The sequence below is a fragment of the Nonomuraea sp. PA05 genome, from assembly GCF_008086045.1.
In the GTDB taxonomy this organism is placed as follows: Bacteria; Actinomycetota; Actinomycetes; order Streptosporangiales; family Streptosporangiaceae; genus Nonomuraea; species Nonomuraea monospora.
On record NZ_VSEY01000012.1, the window covers coordinates 208685 to 232338 of the forward strand.

Below are 23654 nucleotides of genomic sequence, written 5' to 3' on the forward strand. Positions count from 1 at the left end.
CCCCTGCGTCTGGATCCGCGTGGTGGTCGTCATCGGCTTGCCTTTCCGAGCCGGACGGGCAGGGCGCGGTGCCCGTTGGAGATGAAGGACTCCATCGGCGCCGGCGGGCCCGCCTCGGCCGCCAGGGCCAGTTCGGGGTAACGGTCGAACAGCGCGGGCAGCGCGACCATCGCCTCCATGCGGGCCAGCGGGGCGCCCACGCAGTGGTGGGCGCCGTGGCCGAAGGAGAGGTGGTCCTTGACCGGGCGGGTGACGTCGAAGCGGCCGGCGTCGGGGCCGTGCACCAGCGGGTCGCGGCCGGCCGCCGCGTAGCAGGCGAGGATCGCCTCACCGGCCCGCAGCGTGACGCCGTCGAGGTCGATGTCCTCGACGGCGTAGCGCAGCGGGATGCTGGCCACGGGCGCCTGGTGGCGCAGGGTCTCCTCGATCACCGCCGCCCAGGTGACCTGGCCGGCGCGGACGAGGCCGAGCTGGTCCGGGTGGGTGAGCAGCTCGAAGACGGCGTTGTCGAGGAGGTTGACCGTGCTCTCGTGGCCCGCGCTGAGGAACAGCGAGAGGGTGTCCACCAGCTCGTCCTCCGACAACCGGGAGCCCCCGTCGCGGGCCGCGATCAGTGCCGAGGACAGGTCGTCGCCGGGGTTCCGCCGCTTCTCGGCGATCAGCCCGCGCAGGATGTGCTGGATGCGCGGGTACGCCTCGGCGGCCTCACGCGGATCGGCCGCGGTGTGGAAGAAGGCGTCGATGCAGCGGCGCAGCCGCTCGCGGGTGTCGTCGTCGGTGACGCCGAACAGCTCGCAGATCACGTGCACCGGGATCGGGTACGCGTAGTGCGCGCGCAGGTCCACGGGCTCGTCGCCGGGCAGCTCGTCCAGCGCCCTGGAAACGATCTCCTCGATCCGGGGCCGCAGCGCGGCGGTGCGCCGGGCGGTGAAGGCGCTGGAGACGAGCCCGCGTAACCGGCGGTGGTCGGAGCCGTAGGCGGTAAACATGTTGCGTGCGCCTACCCACGCGACGAGCTGCCAGTCGGCGGTGACCTCGCCGTCGATCCAGGCGGCCCAGTGCTGGTGCGCGTCCTTGGACACCCGCGGGTCGGTGAGGAGCCGCCGCAGCGGCTCCTGTCCGCACACCGCCCAGGCCGGCACGCCGCCGGGCAGCTCGACGCGTACGGCCGGGCCGAGCGCCCGCAGGCGTGCCGCCTCGGCGTGGATGTCGCGCCCGGCGGGATCGAGGACGAAGGGCCGGTCAGCGGCGGCCTGCTCCGTACGGCCCTCCGTGCGGCCCTCCGCGCGCCCCTCCATGCGGCCCTCCATGCCGGCCCTCCATGCGTCACGCGTCCGCCGGACACGGCGAGCGCCCCTCGCGATTGTCCGCCCGAGGGGCCCGCCGGTCCACAGGGAGGGTCAGGTGGAGCGTGAGAGCAGGTAGGAGCTGAGGCTGCCGCTCCTGAGCCGGTCGGCCACCGACTCGGCGATCTCGCCCACCCGGACGGCGGTGGCGGACAGCAGGGTCGAGGTGAGCCCGTGCGTGTGCTCGCTGGCGCCCTGGACGTACACGCCGCAGCGCAGCGCCGGGGAGGTGACGACCCGGTAGTCGCGGTCCAGCCGCACGCCGCCGCCGGGCAGCCGCTCGCAGAGCCGCCCCACCTCGCCGAGCAGGGTGAGCGGGTCGGACGGCCGGTAGCCGGTGGCGTAGACGATGACGTCGGTCTCCAGCAGGGTGCGCTCGCCGGTGGGCAGGAACTCGACGGTGACCCGCAGCCCGTCCTCGTCGCGCTCGACGTCGGCGAGGCGGGAGGCGTTGAGTATGCGCAGCCGTTCCTTGCCCTGGACCTTCTCCTGGTAGTGGCGGCGGTACAGCTCGTCGATGAGGTCCAGGTCGACCACCGAGTAGTTGGTGGAGGCGTGGTAGTCGCGCAGCCGCGTCTTCACCTCGTCGGGCGCGGAGTAGAAGTGGTCGACCGCGACGGGGTCGAAGATGCGGTTGGCGAAGGAGCTGTCGTCGGCGGGGGTGTAGCCGTACTTGGCGAAGACGGCGCACACCTCGGCTTCGGGGAAGGCGCCGTGCAGGTGCTCGGTCACCTCGGCCGCGCTCTGTCCCGCGCCGACCACCACGATCCTGCGCGGGTCGCGCAGCGCGGGCAGCTTGGCGAGGAGTTCGTCGCTGTGCCAGACGCGGTCGTCGCTCACCATGCCGTCCGGCAGGACCGGTTCGAGGCCGGCGGCGAGGACGAGGTTGCGGGTGCGGCGGGTGACCAGCGTGCCGTCGCCCTGCCGGACCACCACGTCGAGCAGCTCGATCGTGCCGGCCGACTCGACGGGGGTGACGGCGACGACCTCGGAGGCGTACTCGACCTGCTCGGCGAAACGGGCCGCCGCCCATTCGAGGTAGTCGTGGAACTCCACGCGGGACGGGAACATCGTCTTGTGGTTGATGAAGTCGGGCAACCGGCCCTTGTCCTGCAGATAGCAGAGAAAGCTGAATTCGCTGGTCGGATTTCGCATGGTGACCAGGTCTTTCAAAAAGGACACCTGCATGGTCGTGCCTTCCAGCAGCATGCCCCGATGCCAGCCGAAGGCGGGCTGTTTCTCGAGGAACACCGCGTCGAGCAGGTCGCCCGTCCGCGTCTGCCGTTCCCGTAGCGCGATCGCCAGGGCGAGGTTGGACGGCCCGAAGCCGATGCCTACGAGGTCGTGGACGTGCTGCTCCGCTGAGGACATGAACGCCTTTCCGCCGGTACGAAACAGGGGTGGAGACCTTGCCCAAATTAGGTTAGCCTGGCCTAATTAAGGTGAGCCTAACCTAATCCGATCGCCCCGACAAGGAGGCACCATGCGGGTCGTGATGTTCGGCTACCAGACCTGGGGTCATCGCACGCTCCAGGCACTTCTGGATTCCGCGCACGAGGTCGTGCTGGTGGTCACGCACCCCAGGAGCGAGCACGCCTACGAGAGGATCTGGAGCGACTCGGTGGCCGAGCTGGCACTGGCGCACGACGTCCCCGTGCTGCTGCGCAACCGGCCCGACGACGAGGAGCTCATGGCCCGGCTGAAGGAGGCCGAGCCGGACCTCATCGTCGCCAACAACTGGCGGACCTGGATCCCGCCGGAGATCTTCAACCTCCCCCGCCACGGCACCCTCAACGTGCACGACTCGCTGCTGCCCGCCTACGCCGGCTTCTCCCCGCTGATCTGGGCGCTGATCAACGGCGAGCAGGAGGTCGGGGTCACCGCGCACATGATGGACGAGGAGCTGGACGCCGGCGACATCGTCGTGCAGCGGGCCGTGCCCGTCGGCCAGAAGGACACCGCCACCGACCTGTTCCACCGCACGGTCGACCTGATCGCGCCGATCGTCACCGAGGCCCTCGACCTCATCGCCTCGGGCCGGACCGCCTGGACGCCGCAGGACAGGTCGAAGGCCAGCTTCTTCCACAAGCGCTCGATCGAGGACAGCAACATCGACTGGAACTGGCCGGCCGAGGACATCGAGCGCCTGGTCCGCGCCCAGTCCGACCCGTATCCGAACGCCTTCACGCACTACCGGGGCGAGCGGATCCGGGTGCTCAAGGCGTCGGTGTCGCGGGGGATCTACGGGGGCACGCCGGGGCGGGTGTTCATCCGCGAGGGCGACGGGGTGGTGATCGTCGCGGGCGCCGACGCCCGTCGCGGGCGCAGCCACGGGCTGGTGATCGAGCGCGTCCGTACGGAGGACGGCACGAGCCTGCCCGCCACCGAGGTGTTCAGGACCATGGGCGGCTACCTGACCCGCCACCCCGCCACCTGAGAGCCGCGCGGCGGCCCGACGGCCCCGGGCCGCCGCGCGCCACCTAGGCGTCGCCCGTGAGTACCCAGGCGACGTCCCGCAGCAGCGCGTGCCGCCAGGCCGCCCGATCGTGCCCCGAGGGCGAGCGCGACACCCGCACCGTCGCGCCCGCCTGCCCGGCCAGGCTCTCGACCAGCTCGCAGTGCGGCAACATCCGCCCCTCGTGCTCCCCCACGTCGAACGCCACCCGCAACCCGGACAAGTCAGGCCGCTCCCGCAGGCGTGCCGCGACGGCGCCACCGGCCGGGCCGTCCATCGGGTCAGCCAGGCCGGCGACGCCTGGCCCCCACCAGAACGACGGCGACTGGCAGGCGAGCCCCGTGACCAGCCCGGGAAACTCCAGCGCCGCGTACATCGCGCTCAGCCCGCCGAGGCTCTGCCCCGCGACCACCATCCGCGGCAGCGAGGCGGGCACCCCGCAGCCCGCCACCAGCGGCAGCAATTCGTCCCTGATCGCCTCCCACAGCTCGGGCCTGCACGCGAACTCGGCCTCCCTGTCCCTGGCGGGCACGAAGACGAGCGTGACGGGAGGCAGGTCCCCCGCGGCGACGGCCGAGTCGAACGCGGTCATGGCGGGGTGCAGGTACAGCCAGTCGTCCCCGTCCAGCAGCAGCACGACCGGCCCGCCGCCGCCCGCCGGGTGCACGCGCACGCTGCGCCGCCCGCCGAGCCGTTCGCTGGTCCAGCGCAGGCGGGCGGGCGGGAGCGGCAGGACGTCGGCGGCGCCGACGGCGGCCCAGTGCGGCTGCGGCGGCGCGTCGGGGGCGGCGGCGATGGACAGGTCGCCGCCCGCGCCCACCGGGTTGAGCGGGTCGGCGCAGGCGGCGTCTCCGGCGCGCAGGCGGTAGGTGACCCGCAGCCGCGCGGGCACCGCCACCTCGGCGTACCAGCAGTCCGTGTCGCCCCACCGGCGCAGCGGGACGGGCGGCGACCAGCTCTCGAAGTCGAGAGTCGCGGATGATCCGCGCCACAGGAACAGCGCCGTCCAGCCGCCCGCGCCGTCGGGCGCCCACGCGGGTGAGGCCGCGGCCGCCCAGAACGCGTCGGTGCCCGGTTCGCCGGGTAAGTCGAATTCGGCGAAGGTGTCGTGCATGCGGCCCGTCCTTACGGTCGTAGCGTTAAGCAAGGTTAGCCTTACCTAATATCAGCATGTTACGGTTTCCCTGGCTCGGCGAGTGTGCAGCGGACAGCGAGGGACTCCGGATGCTCTACCAGGCAACGACTGTGACGACGCCCCCGTGGCGATCACCGGTGGCGCCGTCCGCCGCGGCGTGGATGTGAGCGCCGTAGAGACCCGGGCCCCGGCGATCCTGGCCACGGCGAGCGGCCGCGAGGCCACCCGCTGGGTCGTCGCCGCCTGCCGTGAGGCCCCGTGGCTGACGGCCGCCGCCGCGCTCACCACGGTCGCCGGCGCGGCGCTCCAGGTGCTGCCCCTGCTGCTGCTCGGCCGGGTGGTGGACGGGGTGACGGCGGGCGAGCCGCAGTCGATCCTGGTCACGATCGGGGTGCTGCTGGTCGCTGCCGCGCTGCTCGGGGCGGCGGCCACCGCGGCGTCGGCGTACCTGATCGGGCGGCTCGGCGCGGAAATGCTGGCGCGGTTGCGGGAAGGCGCCGTACGGGCCGTGCTCGGCATGCCGAGCGCCCGGATCGAGCAGGTCGGGCACGGCGACGTGCTGTCCAGGGTCGGCGACGACGTGGCCGTGGTGTCGAAGGGCATCCGGCAGGCCGTGCCCACGGTGCTGTCCTCGGGGGTGCTGGTCGCGGTCGCCACGGTGGGCATGTTCGGGCTGGACTGGCGGCTCGGGCTGGCGGGCGCGGGGGCGCTGCCCGCGTACGCGCTGGCGCTGCGCTGGTACCTGCCCCGCTCCGCGCCGCTCTACCGGGCGCAGCGGGAGGCCCAGGCCGACCGCGCGCAGGCGCTGATCAGCGGGCTGAACGGGATCGACACCGTGCGCGCCTACCGGCTGGAGGGCGTCTTCCGCGAGCGGGTCGCCCGCGAGTCGTGGCGGGTGCGCGATCTCGGCATCGAGGTGTTCCGCTTCTTCGGCCGGTTCGTCGGCAGGGAGAACCGGGCCGAGTTCATCGGGCTGGTCCTGATCATCGTGACGGGGTACGTGCTGCTGGAGGCCGGCGCCGTCACCCTGGGCGAGGCGTCGGTGGCGCCGCTGCTGTTCCACCGGCTGTTCAACCCCCTGGGCGCCATCATGTTCACCTTCGACGAGGCGCAGAAGGCGGGCGCGAGCCTGACCCGGCTGGTCGGGGTGCTGAGCGAGTCCACCGAGGAGCGGCTGGTGGGCGAGGCGGCCGTCACGCCGGCGGGCGCCGGGCCGTACCCCGTGAAGGTGGAGGGGCTGACGTTCGGCTACCCCGGGTCCGAGCGTCCGGTCCTGCTGGACGTGGACCTGGAGATCCCGGCGGGCCGTTCGCTCGCGCTGGTGGGCGCGACCGGCGCGGGCAAGTCGACGCTGGCGGCGCTGATCGCGGGCATCGGCACCCCGCAGGCCGGGTCGGTGCGCATCGGCTCGACCGACCTGGCCGACCTGGACGAGGCAGGGGCGCGTGTCCTGGCGAGCATCCTGACGCAGGAGACGCACGTGTTCTCCGGCTCGCTCGCCGACGACCTGCGGCTGGCCGCGCCGGAGGCGACGGACGCCGAGTTGTGGGACGCGCTGCGCACGGCGGGCGCGGGCACGTGGGCCGCGGCGCTGCCCGGCGGGCTGGACACGGTGGTCGGCGAGGGCGGCGAGCGGCTGGACGGCACCAGGGTCGCGCAGCTCGCGCTGGCCCGGCTGGTCCTGGGCCGGGCGCCGGTGGTGGTGCTGGACGAGTCGACCGCGGAGGCGGGCAGCCAGGGCGCCGCCGAGCTGGAGCGGGCCGTGCTGGCGGCGTGCCGGGGGCGTACCGCGCTGTTCGTGGCGCACCGGCTGACGCAGGCGATGGCGGCCGACCGCATCGCCGTGCTGGACGCGGGCCGCGTGGTGGAACAGGGAACGCATGAGGAGCTCGTCGCCCTGGACGGCCGCTACGCGCGGCTGTGGCGGGCGTGGCGAGACGCCGGCTAGGCGATCAGATGGAGGTTACCGAAAGGGATGGCTGAGTCTGCGATGTTGGAACCAAGCGCTCGTCTCGTCACGCTTTCTTCCGCACGGCTGGCCGGCCTGCGCCGGCGGATCGGCGAACATCCCGACAGGACCCTGGCGGAAGCGTGCGCCATCGGGCTGGCGTACTGGGCGGGCCGCGCCCCTGACGGCCTGGCCCCCGGCACGCTCTTCACCGACGTGATCGGCTGGGCGGGCGGCGGCGGGCGCGCGCCCGCGGGCTGGGAGGTGGCCGACGACGGGCGGAGCATCGCCGTCCCCGAGGGCGTGGCGGCGGCCGACGCGCAGCTCGCGCTGGACGACCTGGCCGACTTCCCCGACCGGCCGCTCGGCACCATCGCCCCGTCCAGCCTGGCGGACCGGCTGCGCACCCTGGCGGAGTGGAACGACACCAGGGCAGAGCGGGACCGCCCGACCATCGTGGAGCTGTTCCGCGAGCAGGTGCGGGCCAGGCCGGACGCCGTCGCCGTCGTGGACGAGCACCGCTCGCTGACCTACCGCGAGACCTCCGCCCTGGCGAGCCAGCTCGCCCGGCACCTGATCGGCCGCGGGCTCACCGCCGAGCAGGTCGTCGGCATCTCGCTGGAGCGCTCTGCCGACATGGTGATCGGCCTGCTGGGCGTGCTCATGGCCGGGTGCGCGTTCGTGCCGCTCGACCCGCGCTGGCCGGCCGCGCGCCGGGCGGTGGTCATCGCAGACGCCGGGCTCGTCGCGCAGCTCAACCGCACGGGCGAGCACGCCGGGGGCGAGCCGGAGGCGGTGGCCGTCGATCTCGCCGGCTGGCGGTACGGCTCCTACCCCGCCGAGGACCCGGAGGTCGCCATCGCCGGGCCCGCCCTGGCCTACGTGATCTTCACGTCGGGTTCGACGGGACGGCCCAAGGGCGCGATGATCCGGCACGAGGCGATCAGCGAGCGGCTGCTGTGGCAGGCCGGCGAGATCCTGCGCTTCGGCACCGACGACGCGGCGCTGTTCAAGGCGCCGCTGTCGTTCGACATCTCCATCAACGAGATCTTCCTGCCGCTGGTGCGCGGCGGCAGGCTGGTGGTGCTGCGGCCCGGCGGCGAACGCGACCCGCACCACCTGCTGAGCGTGATCGCCGAGCAGCGCGTCACGTTCACCTACCTCGTGTCGTCCATGCTGGACGTGCTGCTGGAGATGGCGGGCGACTCCGGGCGGCTGGACAGCCTGCGGCACGTGTGGTGCGGCGGCGAGGTGCTCACCCCCGAGCTGTACGAGCGGTTCCGCAAGCTGCTCGGCATCCCCCTCTACCACGGCTACGGCCCGGCGGAGACGACGATCGGCGTCTCGCACGTGATCTACCGGGGCGCGGCGGAGCGCCTGACCACCTCGATCGGCAAGGCCAACCCCAACACCGAGCTGTACGTGCTGGACGACGAGCTGCGCCCGGTCCCTGTCGGGGTCGGCGGCGAGCTGTACGTGGGCGGCTTCCTCCTGGGGCGCGGCTACGTCGGCGCGCCCGGCCTGACCTCCTCCCGTTTCGTGGCCAACCCCTTCGCGCCGGACGGCTCCCGCCTCTACCGGACCGGCGACCTGGCGCGCTTCACCCCGGACGGTTCGCTGGACTTCCTCGGCCGGGCCGACAACCAGATCAAGATCCGCGGCATGCGGCTGGAGCTGGAGGACGTCGAGGCCGGGCTCACCGAGCATCCGGGCGTGCGCCACGCGTGCGTCGTGGCGAAGAAGAACACCGCCGGCGGCACCTATCTGGTGGGCTACGTGATCCCGGCGGCGGGCAGCGAGGGCCTGCGTCCTGACGAGGTCACCACCTGGGCCGCGGCGAACATGGTCGACTACATGGTGCCCGCGCACGTCGTGGTGATGACGGCGTTCCCGCTCACCGAGAACGGCAAGCTGGACCGGCGCGCGCTGCCCGAGCCGCCGGCCGTCACCGGCCCGATCACCGCACCCGTCACCGAGGAGGAGCGGGTGGTGTGCGCGGCGGTCGCGTCCGTGCTGGGTCTGGACAGAGTGGGTGTGGACGGCAACTTCTTCCAGCTCGGCGGCGACAGCCTGCTGGCGATCTCGCTGCTGGGCGCGCTGCGCGAGGCGGGCCTGCACGTCACCGCGACGGAGATCTTCACCAGCGTCACCATCGGCGCGCTGGCGGCGGTGGCCAGGCGCGAGGACGACTCCGCCACCGACCACGAGGACGTCGCGACCGGCCCCGTCACGGGCTCGCCCATCGTGCGCTGGCTCGGCGAGACCACCGAAGCGGTGGACGGCTTCGCCCAGTCGGTCGTGCTGAACACCCCGGCGGACCTGACGGCCGAGGCGCTCGGCGAGATCCTCGCCGCCGTGGCCAGGCGGCACGACATGCTGCGGGCCAGGCTGACGCGCGGCGACCGCTGGGGCTTCGACGTCCCGGAGGCCGGTGGGGCGGCGGCCAGGTGGCAGGAGAGCGACCGGCCGCTCGGCGAGTGCGCCGGCCTCGCCGTCTCCGCCCTGGATCCGGACGGCGGCACGATGCTGGCCGCCGTCTGGCGGCGCGCGGCCCGGCAGCTCGTCGTGGCGGCGCACCACGTGGTGATCGACGGCGTGTCCTGGCGGATCCTGATGGACGACCTCTCCACGGCGTGGCGGCAGCTCACGTCGGGCGCGCCGATCGAGCTGCCCCCGGTGCGCACGTCGTTCCGGCGCTGGACGCAGTTGCTGGAGGGGACGCCGTTCGACGCGGACCTCGCCCACTACCGGCGTCCCCTTCCCGCCGAGGACCGGCCGGTCGGCAGGCGCCCGTTGTCCGGAGCCGACACCGTCGCCCGCGAGCGGGTGCGCGTCGTCACCGCCGGGCCCGAGGTCACCGCGGCGCTGCTGGGCGAGATCCCCGCCCGGTTCCACGCCGGGGTGAACGACGTGCTGCTGACCGCGCTGGCCGTCGCCCTCGCCCGGTGGCGGCGCGACCTGGGGCAGGATCAGACGTTCGCGCACATCGAGCTGGAGGGGCACGGCAGGGAGGCGCGGCACGTGGCGCGGCACGTGGCGGGGCCCGAGCCGGACCTGTCGCGGACCGTCGGCTGGTTCACCACGCTGTTCCCGGTGGTCGTGGACCCCGGCGCGGCGGCCGACCTCACCGATCCCGGCTACCTGGCCGCCGCGCTGAAGGCGGTCAAGGAGGACCTCGCCCGGGTGCCGGGCAACGGCCTGTCCTACGGCGTGCTGCGCTACCTGGCCGGCGCCGCGTTCGACGCGCCCGCGCCGCAGGTGCTCTTCAACTACCTGGGCCGCTTCGAGGCGGGCACGTCCGGGGATTGGCAGCTCGCGGGCGCCACCGGGCAGCTCGGCGAGCGGCGCGACCCCGCGATGCGGCTGCCGCGGGCCCTGGAGTTCAACGCGATCGCCGAGCCAGGGCCGACCGGCGCGTACGAGCTGGCCACCGCCATCTCCTGGCCGGAGGGCGTTTTCAGTGAGGACGACGTCGCCACGATCGGCGCGTACTTCCTGGCCGCCCTCGCGGGCCTGGCCGCGCTCGACCAGGGCGGCCACTCCCCCAGCGACTTCCGGCCGCTGACCCTGACCCAGGCCGACGTGGACGCCCTCGACGGCCCGGCCCTGCGCGACCTGCTGCCGCTCACCCCGCTGCAGGAGGGCCTGTACTTCCACTCGGTCTTCGACGACGACTCGGCGGGCAGCTACGTCGAGCAGCAACTGCTGACGCTGGACGGCGACGTGGACGCCGACCGGCTGGCCGCGGCGGCCACCCGGCTGCTCACCCTCTACCCGAACCTGGCCGCGCGGTTCGTGGCGCTCGACGACGGGCGGGTCATCTCGGTGCTGGAGAGCGGCGCGGTCGCGCCGTTCAGCACGCTCGACCACCCCGGCATGACGGACGAGGAGATCCGCGACCACGCCGAACGCGACCGCCGCGCCGGATTCGACCTGGCCACCGGCCCGCTCATGCGGTACACGCTCATCCGGGCGGCCTCCGGCGGGCACGTCCTCGTGCAGACCGTGCACCACATCATCGCCGACGGCTGGTCGGTGCCGGCCATGCTGCGCGCGCTGCTGGCCGAGTACCACGCGCCGGGCAGCGTGCGTCCGCTCGGCGGCTTCCCCGCCTACGTGCGGTGGCTCGCCGGGCGCGACGACGAGGCGAGCGACCGGGTGTGGCGCGAACAGCTCGCGGGCCTGCCCGGCCCCTCGCTGGTCGCCGAGGGTCACACCCCGTCCGGCCGGTACGCCGACACCGCCGTGCGCCCGGACCACGACCTCGACGCCGCCGCCCGGTCGGCCGGGGTTCCGCTGAGCGTCGCCGTGCACGCCGCCTGGGCGCTCACCCTGGGCGGCATCCTGCACAGCCGGGACGTCGTCTTCGGCTCCACCGTGTCAGGGCGGGACGCGCAGGTGCCCGGCATCGAGGACATGGTGGGACTGTTCATCAACACGATCCCCGTGCGCGTCCGGTGGGGCGGCGGCACGACGGCGGGTGAGCTGCTCGGGGCGGTGCGGGAGCATCAGAGCGCCGTGCTGCCGCACCAGCACGTGTCGCTGGCCAGGATCGGGCGGCAGGCCGGGGGCGGGCCGCTGTTCGACACGCTGGTGGTGTTCGACGTGGCCACCGACGTGAGCGGGCTGCGCGGGGATTCGCTGGCCATCACCGGGGTCGTGAACGAGGGGGCGCCGCACTATCCGCTGACGCTGGTGGTGGAGCGCGCGCCGGACGGGGGCGCGCGGTTCAACCTGATCTATGACGGGGAGCTGGCGCGAGAGGCTGACGCGCGGGCGATCCTGGGCACGTTCACGCGTGCGCTGAGCGGGCTGCTCACCCGGCCGGACGACCTGGCGGGCGACCTGTCGGGCGGCGACCGGCGGCGGGCCCCGATCGCGGCCCCGATCGCGGCCCCGATCGCGGCCCCGGCGGCGGCGCACGGCGAGTCGCCCGGCCTCTCCCCGGCGGCGCACGGCGAGTCGCCCGGCCTCTCCCCGGCGACGCTGGGCGGCTTGTTCGACGCCGCCGCACGCAGGAACCCCGCCGCCACCGCCGTCACCCAGTGCGCGCTGGACGGCAGCACCCGCTCACTCACCTACGCCGAGCTGGCACAGGCCAAGGACCACCTGGCCGCCGCACTGCGCGCAGCCGGTGCCGGGCCGGGCGAACGGGTCGCCGTCGCCCTCCCCCGCTCCGCCGAACAGGTCGCCGCGCTGATCGCCGTCGTCACCGCCGGCGCCGCCTACGTCCCCCTGGACACGGCCTACCCGGACGAACGGCTCCAGTACGTCCTCACCGACGCCGCCCCCCAGGTCATCCTCGTGGACCACCACCAGCGCGACCGCCTCACGGAGCTGGCGGCCAGGGCGGGCATCCAGGCCCGCGTGCTCGTCCAAGGAGAAGAACCGCACGCCACCACGGACGGACCGGAGGCCGCCCCGCACGACCCGGCGTACGTGATCTACACCTCGGGCTCGACGGGCAGGCCCAAGGGCGTCGTCGTCCCGCACTCCAGCGTGCTGGCGCTGCTCGCGAACACCCGCCACGACCTGCGGTTCGGCCCGGACGACGTGTGGGTGCAGTTCCACTCCGCCTCCTTCGACTTCGCGGTGTGGGAGCTGTGGGGCGCGCTCGCGCACGGCGGCGAGCTGCTGGTGCCCGAGTACGGGCTGACCCGCTCCCCCGTCGACTTCCACCGCCTCCTGCGCGAGCGCGGCGTCACCGTGCTCAACCAGACGCCGTCGGCGTTCTACCAGCTCATCGAGGCCGACCGGCACGCCGGCGAGCCGCTCACCTCGCTGCGCGTGATCGTCTTCGGTGGCGAGGCGCTGGATCTGGGCCGGTTGCGCGGCTGGGTCGATCGGTACGGCGCCGCCTCGCCTGAGCTGGTCAACATGTACGGCATCACCGAGACCACCGTGCACGTCACCCACCGGGTGCTGACCGGCGAGGACTTCGCGGCCCGCGACGACGTCAGCCCCATCGGCGGCCCGATCCCCGGCCTGGTCACGTACCTGCTCGACGACCGGCTGCGGCCGGTGCCGCCCGGCCAGGCAGGCGCCATCTACGTCGCCGGCGAGCAGGTGTCGCTCGGCTACCTGGGCAGGCCGGAGCTCACCGCGAGCCGGTTCGTGGCGGACCCGTTCGCGGGGGACGGCTCGCGCATGTACCACACGGGTGACCTGGCGCGGCGGACGCTCGGCGGCGAGCTGGTCTTCGCCGGACGGGCCGACGACCAGGTGCAGCTCAAGGGGTTCCGGGTGGAGCTCGGCGAGGTGGAGAGCGCGATCAGGGAGCTCGGCGGGGTGGTGGACGCGGCCGTCACGGTGGCGGACAGCGGCGATCACCTGGTCGCGCATGTGGTGGGTGAGGCCGCCGGTGACGTGGCGGGGCTGCTGGCGGTGAAGCTGCCCGCGTACATGGTGCCGGGGCGGGTCCTTTCGGTGAACGCCCTGCCGCTGACGGTCAACGGCAAGCTGGACCGGCAGGCGTTGCGGGAACACGCGGCCCGCGCCGAACCCGGCGGAGCCGTCGCGCCGGGCGCGCAGGGCTCCCCGGCGCTCGCCACGCTGACCGGCATCTTCGCCGAGGCCCTTCCCGGCTCCGGCGCGGACGCCGACACCGACTTCTTCATGGCAGGCGGCGACAGCATCATCGCCATCGCCGTGGTCAACCGCGCCAGAGCCCTCGGCCTGCCGATCTCCCCCAGGGACGTCTTCCTCCACAAGACACCCCGCGCCCTCGCCGCGACCCTCGCCGCCCACACACCGAGCACCACGACACCGGCCCCGGCCCGCTCCGGGAACGGCCCGCTGGCCCCGACGCCGATCATCCTCCGGCAACGCGAGCTGGGCGGCTCCCTCGCCCGCTTCGCCCAGGCCAGAACGCTGACGGCCCCAGAGGGCACCGGCTTCCAAGACGCGCAGCGAGCCGCCGACGCCGTGGTGTCCGCCCACCCCGTCCTCCGCCTCCGCCTGCGCACCGGGCACGGGGTGTGGACGCTGCGCACCGACCCCACCACGGAGGTCGCCGTCGTCCGCACGGACGCGGCCGACGCCACGACGGCGGCGAACGAGGCGGCGGGACGGCTCGACCCCGAGGCCGGGCAGGTGATCGCGTTCTCGTGGCTGGAGACGAGCCGCACCCTGGTGATCACCGCACACCATCTCGCCGTGGACGCGGTCTCCTGGCTGATCCTGCTGGACGACCTGAACGCCGCCCTGCGCGGGACGCCCCTGCCACCGCCCACCACCTCCTACGCCGAGTACGCCGACGCGCTGGCGGCACAGTCGGCCCAGACGATCGACGACCTCGGCCACTGGCTGGAGACGCTCGAAGCGCCCCCGCTGCTGCCCGTGGCGAGCGGGTCGCGGGAGATCGCGGTGGAGCTGGCGCCCGAGCTGTCGGCCCAGGTGACGCGTACCGCGCCCGCCGCGCTCGGCGTCGGCCTCACCGAGCTGCTGTGCGGCGCGCTGCGGGCCGCGCTCACCCACGTCCAGGCGTCGCCCGCCGATCTGGCGATCGAGCTGGAGCGGCACGGCCGCGTCCCGGTGCTCGGCCACCACGACTACACCCGTACGGTCGGCTGGTTCACCGCGATCGCGCCCGTGCGGCTGTCCCCGCACACCGACCCGGTCGCGGCGGCCCGCGAGCTGGCCCGGCGGCAGCCGGACGAGCGCGGGCACGCCGGCTACGGACGGCTCAGGTACCTCAACCCGCAGACCGCCCCGCTGCTGGCCGCCCGCCCGCAGGTGCTGTTCAACTACCTGGGCCCGGCCAGTGAGTCCGCGGCGGTGCGGATCACCGGCGGCGACCAGGGCAGCCCGTACGCCGTCGAGGTGAACGCCTGGCTCGACACCGCCACGGGGAGCCTGCGCGCCACGTTCACGCTGGCCGACGGCGTACCCGGCGAGCTGGCCGGGCACTGGCGGCGCGCGCTGGAGCGCGTCGCGGACGCGTGCGCCGCGGCGGAGCGCACGGCGCCGGTGACGCCGCTGCAACGCGGCCTGTACTTCCAGGCCCAGCTCACCGGCCCGGCCGGGCACTACGTCGCCCAGAGCTACTTCACCTTCGACCGGCGGCTGGACGCCGGCGCGCTGGCCGAGGCGATGGCGTACGTGATCGCCAGGCACCCGTCCGTGGGCGCCGGTTTCAGCACCGACGCCGACGGCAACCCGGTCCAGGTGCTCGCGGCGGGACGGCGGGCCGAGGTCCGCACGGTGGAGCTGCCGGACGAGGCGGCGGCGGAAGCGCTGTGCGCGCGGGACCGCGACACGGGCTTCGACCCCGGCGAGGCGCCGCTGATCCGGCTGACGGTGGTGCGGCTGCCCGGCCACGACGGCCTGCTGCTGAGCTACCACCTGCTGCTGTGGGACGGCTGGTCGCGCGAGATCGTGCTGCGGGAGCTGTTCGACGCCTACGCGGCCGTCGTCGCCGGGCAGCCGCCGGTCCCGGTGCCGGCCACGCCGAGCTTCGAGGAGCACGCCAGGGCGCTGGCCGCCAGGGACGTCGCCGTGTCCGAGCGCTTCTGGGCGGAGCACCTGGCGGGCCTGCCCGGCCCGACGCTGCTCGCCGGCCCGGCGCCGTCGCTGCCGGACGAGCTGCCGCCCGCGCTCGTGCACACGCTGACGGCGGAGCGGTCGCGGCTGCTGCGGGAGGCGGCCAGGGCGCACGGCGTCACGCTGAACTCGGTGCTGACCGGCGCGTTCGGCCTGCTGCTCGGCGCGCACACCGGACGCTCGGACGCGGTGTTCGGCGTGACCGTCTCAGGCAGGGAGGGCGAGGGCCTGTCCGGCATCGTCGGCGTGCTGCTCAACACCGTCCCCATGTGGACGAGGGCCAGGCCGGGCGACACGGTGCGCGAGTACCTGTCGGGCGTGCAGGCGGCCAGGGTGGCGGCGATGGAGCACGAGCACCTGGGGCTCGGCGAGATCCAGCGCGGCAGCGGGCACGACACCCTCTTCGACAACCTGTTCGTGCTGCAGAACTTCCTGGACCTGGATGCGTTCGCCGAGCGGAACGCCCGCCACGGCATCGTCGCCGAGCGGGCCGACGACTCCACGCACTACCCGTTCACCTGGGTCGTCACGCCGGGCGAGCAGCTCACGGTCAAGCTGGAGTACCGCGACAGGGACACCGCGCGCGCCCGCCGGCTCCTCGACGACTACCTGCGTGTGCTCGGCGACCTGGCCCGGTGGAGCGGCCCCGTGGGCGCGCTGCCCGGCCTGGGCCCCGTGCCGTCGCCGGTCGAGCGCACCGGCATCGGCACCGACACGGTGGTGGACCGGTTCGACCTGGCGGCCGACCGCGATCCGGACCGGGTCGCGCTCGTCTCGCACGGCCGCAGCATGACGTTCGCGCAGTTGCGGGACCGCAGCCGGGCGGTGGCCGGGGTGCTCGCCGGCCGCGGCCTCGGGCCTGAGACGACGGTGGGGCTGGCGATCCCGCGTTCGCTGGACTCGATCGTGGCGCTGTTCGCCGTGCTGCGGGTGGGGGCGGCGTACGTGCCGCTGGAGCTGGACCACCCCGACGAGCGGATCGCCGCGATCGTCGCGGACGCCCGCCCTGACGTGATCCTCACCGTCAGCTCCGTCTCGCCCCGGCTCAGCGGCGAGCTGATCGAGCTGGACCGGCCGCTGCCGGAGGCCGAGCCGTTCGTGACGTTCGCGCCCGGCGACCCGGACCGCCTGCGGCACCCCGCGTACACGATCTACACCTCAGGCTCGACCGGCAAGCCGAAGGGCGTGGTGACGGAGTACGCCGGGCTCACCAACATGCTGATCAACCATCAGCGCCGGATCTTCGAGCCGGTGCTGGCGGAGCACGGCCACCGGGTGTTCCGGATCGCGCACACCGTGTCGTTCGCGTTCGACATGTCGTGGGAGGAGCTGCTGTGGCTGGCGGACGGTCACGAGGTGCACGTCTGTGACGAGGAGCTGCGGCGCGACGCGCCCCGCCTGGTCGAGTACTGCCTCGACCACGGGATCGACGTCATCAACGTGACCCCCACCTACGCGCAGCAACTGGTCGCGGAGGGCCTGCTGGACGACCCGGCGCGGCGTCCGCCGCTGGTGCTGCTGGGCGGCGAGGCGGTCACCCCCGGGTTGTGGCGGCGGCTCGCCGAGACCGAGGGGACGGTCGGCTACAACCTGTACGGCCCCACCGAGTACACCATCAACACCCTCGGCGTCGGCACGTTCGAGTGCCCGGACCCGGTGGTGGGCGTGCCCATCGACAACACCGCCGTGTACGTGCTGGACGCCTGGCTGCGGCCGGTGCCGGACGGCGTGCCCGGCGAGCTGTACGTGTCGGGCGTCGGCATCGCCCGCGGCTACCTCGGGCAGCCCGGCCAGAGCGCGCACCGGTTCGTCGCGTGCCCGTTCGGCGAGCCAGGCGAGCGCATGTACCGCACGGGCGACCTCGTGCTGCGGCGGCCCGACGGGAACCTGATGTATCTGGGCCGCACCGACCAGCAGGTCAAGATCCGGGGGCACCGGGTCGAACTGGGCGAGGTGGAGGCGGCGTTCGCGGCGCACCCGGCCGTGCGGTTCGCCGCCGCGGTCGCCCAGTCCGATCCGCAGGTGGACGGCGCGTACCGGCTGGCCGCCTATCTCGTCCTGGAAGAGGCGGACCTGGCCGCCGTGGCCGCCGAGGTGGGGGCGGGGCTGCCCGACTACCTGCGGCCCACCCACTATGCTCAGGTGGACGCCATCCCGCTGACCGTCAACGGGAAGGCCGACACCAAGGCGCTGCCGGAGGCCAAGCCGCTGGGCGCGCTGACCACGTCGGCCGAGCGCGGCCCGGCGACCGGCACGGAGAGGGCGGTGTGCGAGCTGTTCGCCGAGGCACTGGACCTGGACGACGACGAGGTGAGCGCGGTGAGCGACTTCGTGTCCCTCGGCGGGCACTCCATGCTGGCGGTGCGGCTGGTCGGGCTGCTCCGCCGCGAGTACGGGCCCGTGGTCACCATCCGCGACCTGTTCGCGCTGCGTACCCCCGAAGCGATCGCCGGGCACCTCGATGAACAGCACCTCGATGAGCACTGACCGGGCAGAGCCCCGCACCGGCTCCCGGATCCTCAGGACCGCGCTGCGGCGCAACGCGGGCGCCATGGCGGGCGGCACCCTGCTCATGGGGCTGTACCAGGCGGGCGAGACCGCGTTCCCGATCGCGCTCGGCCTGATCGTCGAGCACGCGCTGCAGGATCGCAGCCTCGGCGCGCTCGGCTGGTCGATCGCGGCGCTGGCCGTGATCATCACGACGGTGTCGCTGTCGTGGCGGTTCGGGATGCGCATCCTGCAGAAGGCCAACACGACCGAGGCGCACCGCTGGCGGGTGCTGGTCGCCGACCGCGGGCTGCAGCCGGTGGCCAGGGACACGGACCTGAAGTCCGGCGAGGTGCTGACCATCGCCACGGAGGACGCCGACCAGACCGCCGACATCATCGAGGTGGTGCCGCTGCTGATCAGCTCGCTGGTCGCGGTGGTGATCACGGCGGTCGCGCTGGGCATCGCGAGCCTCTGGCTGGGGGCGCTGGTGATCGTGGGCACCGTCGCGATCCTGACCATCCTCAGCGTGCTGTCCAGGCGGATCGGCGAGGGCACCCGCGAGCAGCAGGCGCGGGTCGCGCGGGCGGGCGCCAAGGTCGCCGACCTGATCTCCGGCCTGCGCCCGCTGCACGGGTTCGGCGGCAACCACGCGGCGTTCCTGACGTACCGGAAGGTCAGCGCCGAGGCGAAGGACCAGGCGATCAGCGTCGCCAGGATCAACGGCGCGTACGCCGGGGCGGCGCTGGCGCTCAACGCGATCCTCGCCGCCGCCGTCACCCTGGCGGCGGGCTGGCTGGCCCTGAGCGGCCGGATCAGCATCGGGCAGCTCGTCATGGCGGTGGGGCTGGCGCAGTTCATCATCGAGCCGCTCAAGCTGTTCTCGGAGATGCCGAAGTACGTGATGATCGCGCGGGCGTCCGCGGACCGGATGGCGCTGGTGCTGGCCGCTCCCCCGGTGATGACGCCGGGCGCCGAACGGCCGGCCGCGGACGGCGACCTGGAGGTGGACAGCGTCCGGTACGGGTCGCTGAGCGGCCTGAAGTTCCACGTGCCGGCGGGCGAGTTCGTGGCGATCGCCGCCTACCAGGCGCGGGAGGCGGCCGACCTCGCCGCGATCCTGGCCGTGCACGTCCCGCCCGACGCCTACGAGGGCGTGGTGCGGGTCAGCGGGCACGAGCTGAAGGACCTGTCGGTCGAGGCGGTCCGCGAGCACCTGCTGGTGAACCCGTACCACGCGGAGATCTTCGCGGGCACCGTCCGCACCAACCTCGACCCGGCGGGCGCCGGCCTGCCGGTGGCGGAGGCCGTCGAGGCGTCCATGCTGACCGACGTCGTCGCCCTGCACCGCGAAGGCCTCGACCACGAGGTGCGCGACCGCGGCGCGAACCTCTCGGGCGGGCAGCGCCAGCGCCTCTCCCTGGCCCGCGCCCTGGCCGCCGGCCCCGGCATCCTGGTGCTGCACGATCCGACGACGGCGGTGGACGCGGTCACCGAGCAGCTCATCGCCCGCAACCTGGCGCGGGCGCGGCGGGGCCGCACGATGATCGTCATCACCGGCAGCCCGGCGCTGCTGGACGCGGCGGATCGGGTGCTGGTGCTGGACGGTGGCGTCATCACGGCGGAGGACACCCATCGCAACCTGCTGCACACCGACGAGGGCTACCGTCAGGCGGTGGCCAGGTGATCTGCGCCACATGAGGTGAACCCCGGTGCGGACGAAGCGCCGCCCCGGGGTTCGCGGGTTCAGACCAGCAGGAAGGACGGGGTCTTGGCGAGCTCGACCACCTGGAAGCCGGAGCTGACGAAGTCCACGTTGTAATGGAATCGTCCCGTCACCCCGCTCGGCACGGTGATCGAGTACCGCAGCACCCCGGGGCTGGAGCCGGAGCGCACGAAGTCGTTCCCACTCGGCGTCCAGGCCGGCGCCTTGAACTCCTCCTTGAAGGGATTCCCCGTCGGCACCAGGCTGGCCACCGGAAGGCCGGTGTTCTCGTTGATGGCGACGATGTTCAGTGTGTAATCGCCGCCGCTCTGGCCGAGTACGTTGCCCGCCTCGAGTTGCAGGACGAGATCGAAGGTCGGCGACCTGGGCGGACCCGCGTTGGGGGTGTCGTCGGCGACGGTGCCGTTGGGGGCCGTGGTGTAGGCCGCCGCTATTCTCGCGTCGCTGGAATTCATGTGCCCTCCCGAGCAGGAATGGCGAGAGAATTTCCCCCGCCATTTCCATGATGGCCGCGAATTCCAAGCCCCGGAATTCGTGAAATTACGTATTCGATTCACACGCCGTAATGCACGAACGAACCCCAGAAATAAGGCAGTCCTATCTCTGGGCCGGGAGCGGGTCCTTCGGGGCGGAGGTCCCGCACCCCGGAGGCCCCGCCTGTACCGACGTCGCGCCGCAAGGTCTCGTACGCGGCATCCCGTGCGTCCTCGTCGAGCGTGCGAACCCAGCGCCGGGCCGAGGTGAGAGCCTGCGTGACGCCGTCGCCCTCTGCCAGACCCCGATACATCTCCGTCATGAGCAGGGCGGCGGCCTGATCGTCGGCCGGCCACAGCGACACCACCACGTGCCGCGCGCCGGCCGTCACCGCGGCGCGGACCAGCCCTACGATGTCTCCACCCGCGGTGGCGGTGCCCTTGCCCGTATGGCACGCCGACAGCACCACGAGGTCGGCGCCGAGGTCGAGCCCCATCAGGTCTCCCACGGTGAGCCGGTCGTCACCGGCGAGCGCGAGATAGCTGCCGTGTGGCGCCAGCTCGTCGACGAGGCCGTGCGTGGCGAGGTGCAGAATGCGGCATCCCGGCGCCCGTGCCCTGACGGCCTGCTCGGTGGCGTCGTCGCCCGTGAGAAGTCTCGCGTCGCCGAGCATGCCGGCGATCGCCGCCACTTCGGTGGCGCTGCCACCCAGCGGGTGAAGACCGCGCTGAGGGCTGTACGCCGGGTTGCCCACCAGCAGCGCCGGCCCATTGAGATCCGGCGCGCGTGCGGCCTCCGGGCGGGCGAGCAGCGCCGCCGAGGGCAGGTGGGAGACGTGGTTGCGCTCTCCCAGCACCTTGCCGCGCCAAGGCAGGGCGTGGAAGGGAAGCAGCGCCAGCGAGCGGTGCGGCACGACGATCAGGTGGCCGTCGTCCGCGATCATGGACTGGACCGGCTGAAGCAGCAGGTCCGTGAGTCGTTCACCGAGCTGCCGGTCGTACCAGCCGGTTGCGCACGATTGGTGGAACGTCCTGACGTCGGCGGTCAGGTCGCGCTCGCGAACCCGTACGCGCTGGTGCCGCAGGCCGTCCGAGCCGGCGGCCCAGACCACCAGGTCCTGTCCGAACGCCTCGTAGTAGAGCAGGACACGGTCGCCGGTCAGTCCGGCGCGCACCTCGTCCCAGTTCGCGCCGGGCCGTCTCTCCCGCCACCCGGTGAGCACCTGCGGCGCAAGTTCGGCGACCGTCGACTCGGCCGCTTCGAGCTCGTCCTCGACGGCCAGGATCCGGCGCTGGACCTCCTCGGGCGGCGGCGGATCCGCCGCCGCCCTCGCCACCTCCCTTGCCAGGCCCTCGTAGGCTGCCGCCCAGGCGGAGCCCGCCCGCAGCCACCGGGCTACAGCGTCGCGCGGCGCACCGTCGGGCAGCGCGTCGAGCGCGTGCAGCAGATCGACGACGAGCCCGCGGCAGCGGTCGGCGAGCTGGAAGGCGTCGCGGACGGCCCGGTCCGCCTCCACCGGCGAATCGGCCTGGCCGGCCCGCCCGAGGTGGGCCATGACGCCGAAGTGGTACATGGCGGCGACATTGACGTCGTCCGTCATCGAGGTACGCAGCACCTCCCTGACGAGGCCGGCCGACCTGGTCTCGAAGTCCTCGATGGCACGGGCGCCGTGCGTGACGGCCTCGTCGAAACGACCAAGCGCGGTGGCAAGCTCCGCGCGGCGCGCGGCGTCGAGCCAGGGCCGCCTGGCCGGTGGTGGCCAGCCCTGCTCGTCGAGGGCCCGCAGCGCGAGTTGCGCCGTCTCCGGGTCCTCGAGGATGAGGAAGAGCGACACGGCGAAGTCCAGGTGCAGCATCCCGGCTTTCAACAGCGTCATGGTGATCTCGTGAGCCTCGTCCCGCCGGCCCAGCTCCGCCAGCAGGACGATGCGGAGGATGACGTCGTCGTCGCGCAGCGCGTCCAGCGCCTCCTGGAGGTGCAGCCGGGATTCCCTGCGGCGTCCCGCCTGTTCGTCTCGCCGTCCCTCGTAGCGCAGGATCAGCGGGTGCGCCTGCCGAGCGGCCTCGAGCGTCGCGGCGAGGGCCTGCTCGACCCTGGCGGGGCGCTGCCGGATGCGCCCCGCGGCGTCCGCGACCGCGTTCAGGTACGCGGCCGCGACTCTCTTGAGATCCGGATCGGCGCTGCTCTCCGCCACGTTGTCGAGCTCGTTCACCACGTCGGCGGCCCGCGTCCACGCCAGGGCGTCGACGGGTCCGGTGCCCAGTCCCGCCACGTGCCGCGCAGCCTCCCCTGCGAGCAGCACGGTCGAGGCGAAGCGGAAGTTGGCCTCGCTGATCAGGTCGATCAGGTCACGCCCGGCCAAGGTCCGCTCCTGGGGGGCGTCGGCGAGGGCGGCGAGCCGCCGGGCCAGCCGCATGCCCCGCATGGCGGGCAGGGACGGCCCGTTCTCCCGCAGCTTGCGTGCCCTGGCCAGCAGCAGCCGTACGATGCCCTGTGCGAACCCGTCGCCGCCCTCGGCACGGCTCCACGCCGCCAGAGCGTCCATCTCGTCGAGGGGCACGTCCTCACCGGCGTCGAGCCGGTCGAGGAGCAGGTGCGTCTCCATGACGCGGCGCAGGGCCGACCGCCCGGAGCCGGCCGCCGCCTCGACGGCCCGCCGCAGCAGGGGCGCCGGGTCGCCACCCGCGTCCTCTCGCGTGAGGCAGGCCAGCCGCAGCGTGACCGCCGCGCGCCCGGCAGCGGCTCCCGCGCTCGTGTAAAGCTCCTCCGCACGCAGGTAGTGCCGCCGGGCCGACGAGGGGTCGGCGGCGGGCAGCGTGACCTCGACAGGAAGCCGGGTCAGCGACAGGGACAGGATGTCCGGATGTGAGGCCGGGGCCAGGGCCCAGTCCCCTTCGGTGAGCGCGATATGCGCGTTCATCAACGGATCGTCCCCCGCCAGCCGCTGGGCCTCGGCGAGAGGGGCCGCCACGTCCTGCGTGCTGCCCGCACGCCTGGCCACGTCGGCCTGCACAAGGCGCAGGTAGCAGAGCGCGTCCCGCGAGGCCAGCCGTTCGCCTAGCTCCTGGAACTCCTTGTACACGGCGGACATGTCCTCGTCGGCGCCCGCGAGCACGTTCTCGGCCACCGCCCGCGACCACTGTATGAACGGGATCGCGCGTGCCGCGACCTGGACGACGAGGTCGGCTCCCGGGTCCGCCGGCGCCGGGACAGGCCCGGCATCGGGCAGCGTCCCCTGAGGCGCCCCTCCGCCCGGATAGAGGTGAACGTCGGCCGTGCGGGCGGCCAGCCGCAGCGCCGCCGCGACCTCCAGCACCTCGACGGGCCCCCGCAGGCCGTCGAGGACACGCAGGGCGCGTTTGGGCTCTCCGGCGGCGATCGCCGCAGCCGCGACGACCAGCGGGCGCTCGGCTTCGGGGATCGCGGCCAGGACGGTTGATCGGCCCTCCTCTCTCAGGAGGGGTGTGATGCCGTCACCGTGACGTTCCGTCAGGAGCAGCGATACAAGCAGATCGGTCGAGTGAAGCATTGGGCCTCCCGCG

9 protein-coding genes are annotated in these 23654 nt (G+C 73.6%); 4 read left to right on the forward strand and 5 right to left on the reverse strand.

Annotated elements, in window-relative coordinates:
- Positions 1–29 precede the first annotated feature (29 nt).
- On the reverse strand, positions 30–1310 hold the full coding sequence (locus FXF51_RS20790) for a cytochrome P450 family protein (RefSeq protein ID WP_262379698.1): 1281 nt from the start codon (positions 1308–1310) through the stop codon (positions 30–32).
- A 90-nt stretch (positions 1311–1400) separates the two neighbouring features.
- A complete protein-coding gene (locus FXF51_RS20795) occupies positions 1401–2717 on the reverse strand; it encodes a lysine N(6)-hydroxylase/L-ornithine N(5)-oxygenase family protein (RefSeq protein ID WP_148436174.1) in 1317 nt (438 codons plus the stop codon).
- Positions 2718–2829: 112 nt separating this feature from the next.
- Between FXF51_RS20795 and FXF51_RS20800 the strand changes: the two genes are divergently transcribed.
- Positions 2830–3783 (forward strand): methionyl-tRNA formyltransferase, encoded by a 954-nt coding sequence (locus FXF51_RS20800; RefSeq protein ID WP_148436175.1) that lies wholly within the window; start codon positions 2830–2832, stop codon positions 3781–3783.
- A 43-nt stretch (positions 3784–3826) separates the two neighbouring features.
- Here the strand turns inward: FXF51_RS20800 and FXF51_RS20805 are convergent, their stop codons facing one another.
- The gene (locus tag FXF51_RS20805) at positions 3827–4915 is read right to left on the reverse strand and encodes an alpha/beta hydrolase-fold protein (RefSeq protein ID WP_148436176.1); all 1089 of its coding nucleotides are present in this window, start codon (positions 4913–4915) and stop codon (positions 3827–3829) included.
- Positions 4916–5060: 145 nt separating this feature from the next.
- Between FXF51_RS20805 and FXF51_RS20810 the strand changes: the two genes are divergently transcribed.
- From FXF51_RS20810 to FXF51_RS20820, 3 genes are read left to right on the forward strand one after another with little or no spacing between them, the layout of a single operon-like run.
- Positions 5061–6884, forward strand: a complete 1824-nt coding sequence (locus tag FXF51_RS20810; RefSeq protein ID WP_262379699.1) for an ABC transporter ATP-binding protein — start codon at positions 5061–5063, stop codon at positions 6882–6884.
- 42 nt (positions 6885–6926) lie between these two features.
- Positions 6927–17912: a non-ribosomal peptide synthetase gene (locus FXF51_RS20815; protein WP_148436177.1), complete on the forward strand. Its 10986-nt coding sequence runs from the start codon at positions 6927–6929 to the stop codon at positions 17910–17912.
- On the forward strand, positions 17902–19599 hold the full coding sequence (locus tag FXF51_RS20820) for an ABC transporter ATP-binding protein (RefSeq protein WP_148436178.1): 1698 nt from the start codon (positions 17902–17904) through the stop codon (positions 19597–19599). Before FXF51_RS20815 ends, FXF51_RS20820 begins: the two co-directional genes overlap by 11 nt.
- Before the next feature lie 59 nt (positions 19600–19658).
- Here FXF51_RS20820 and FXF51_RS20825 read toward each other — a convergent pair whose 3' ends face one another.
- Positions 19659–20093 carry a hypothetical protein gene (locus tag FXF51_RS20825; protein ID WP_148436179.1) on the reverse strand — a complete coding sequence of 145 codons (435 nt, stop codon included), beginning with the start codon at positions 20091–20093 and terminating at the stop codon, positions 19659–19661.
- Between the two features lie 98 nt (positions 20094–20191).
- Positions 20192–23641, reverse strand: a complete 3450-nt coding sequence (locus FXF51_RS20830; protein WP_187414471.1) for a CHAT domain-containing protein — start codon at positions 23639–23641, stop codon at positions 20192–20194.
- Positions 23642–23654 lie beyond the last annotated feature (13 nt).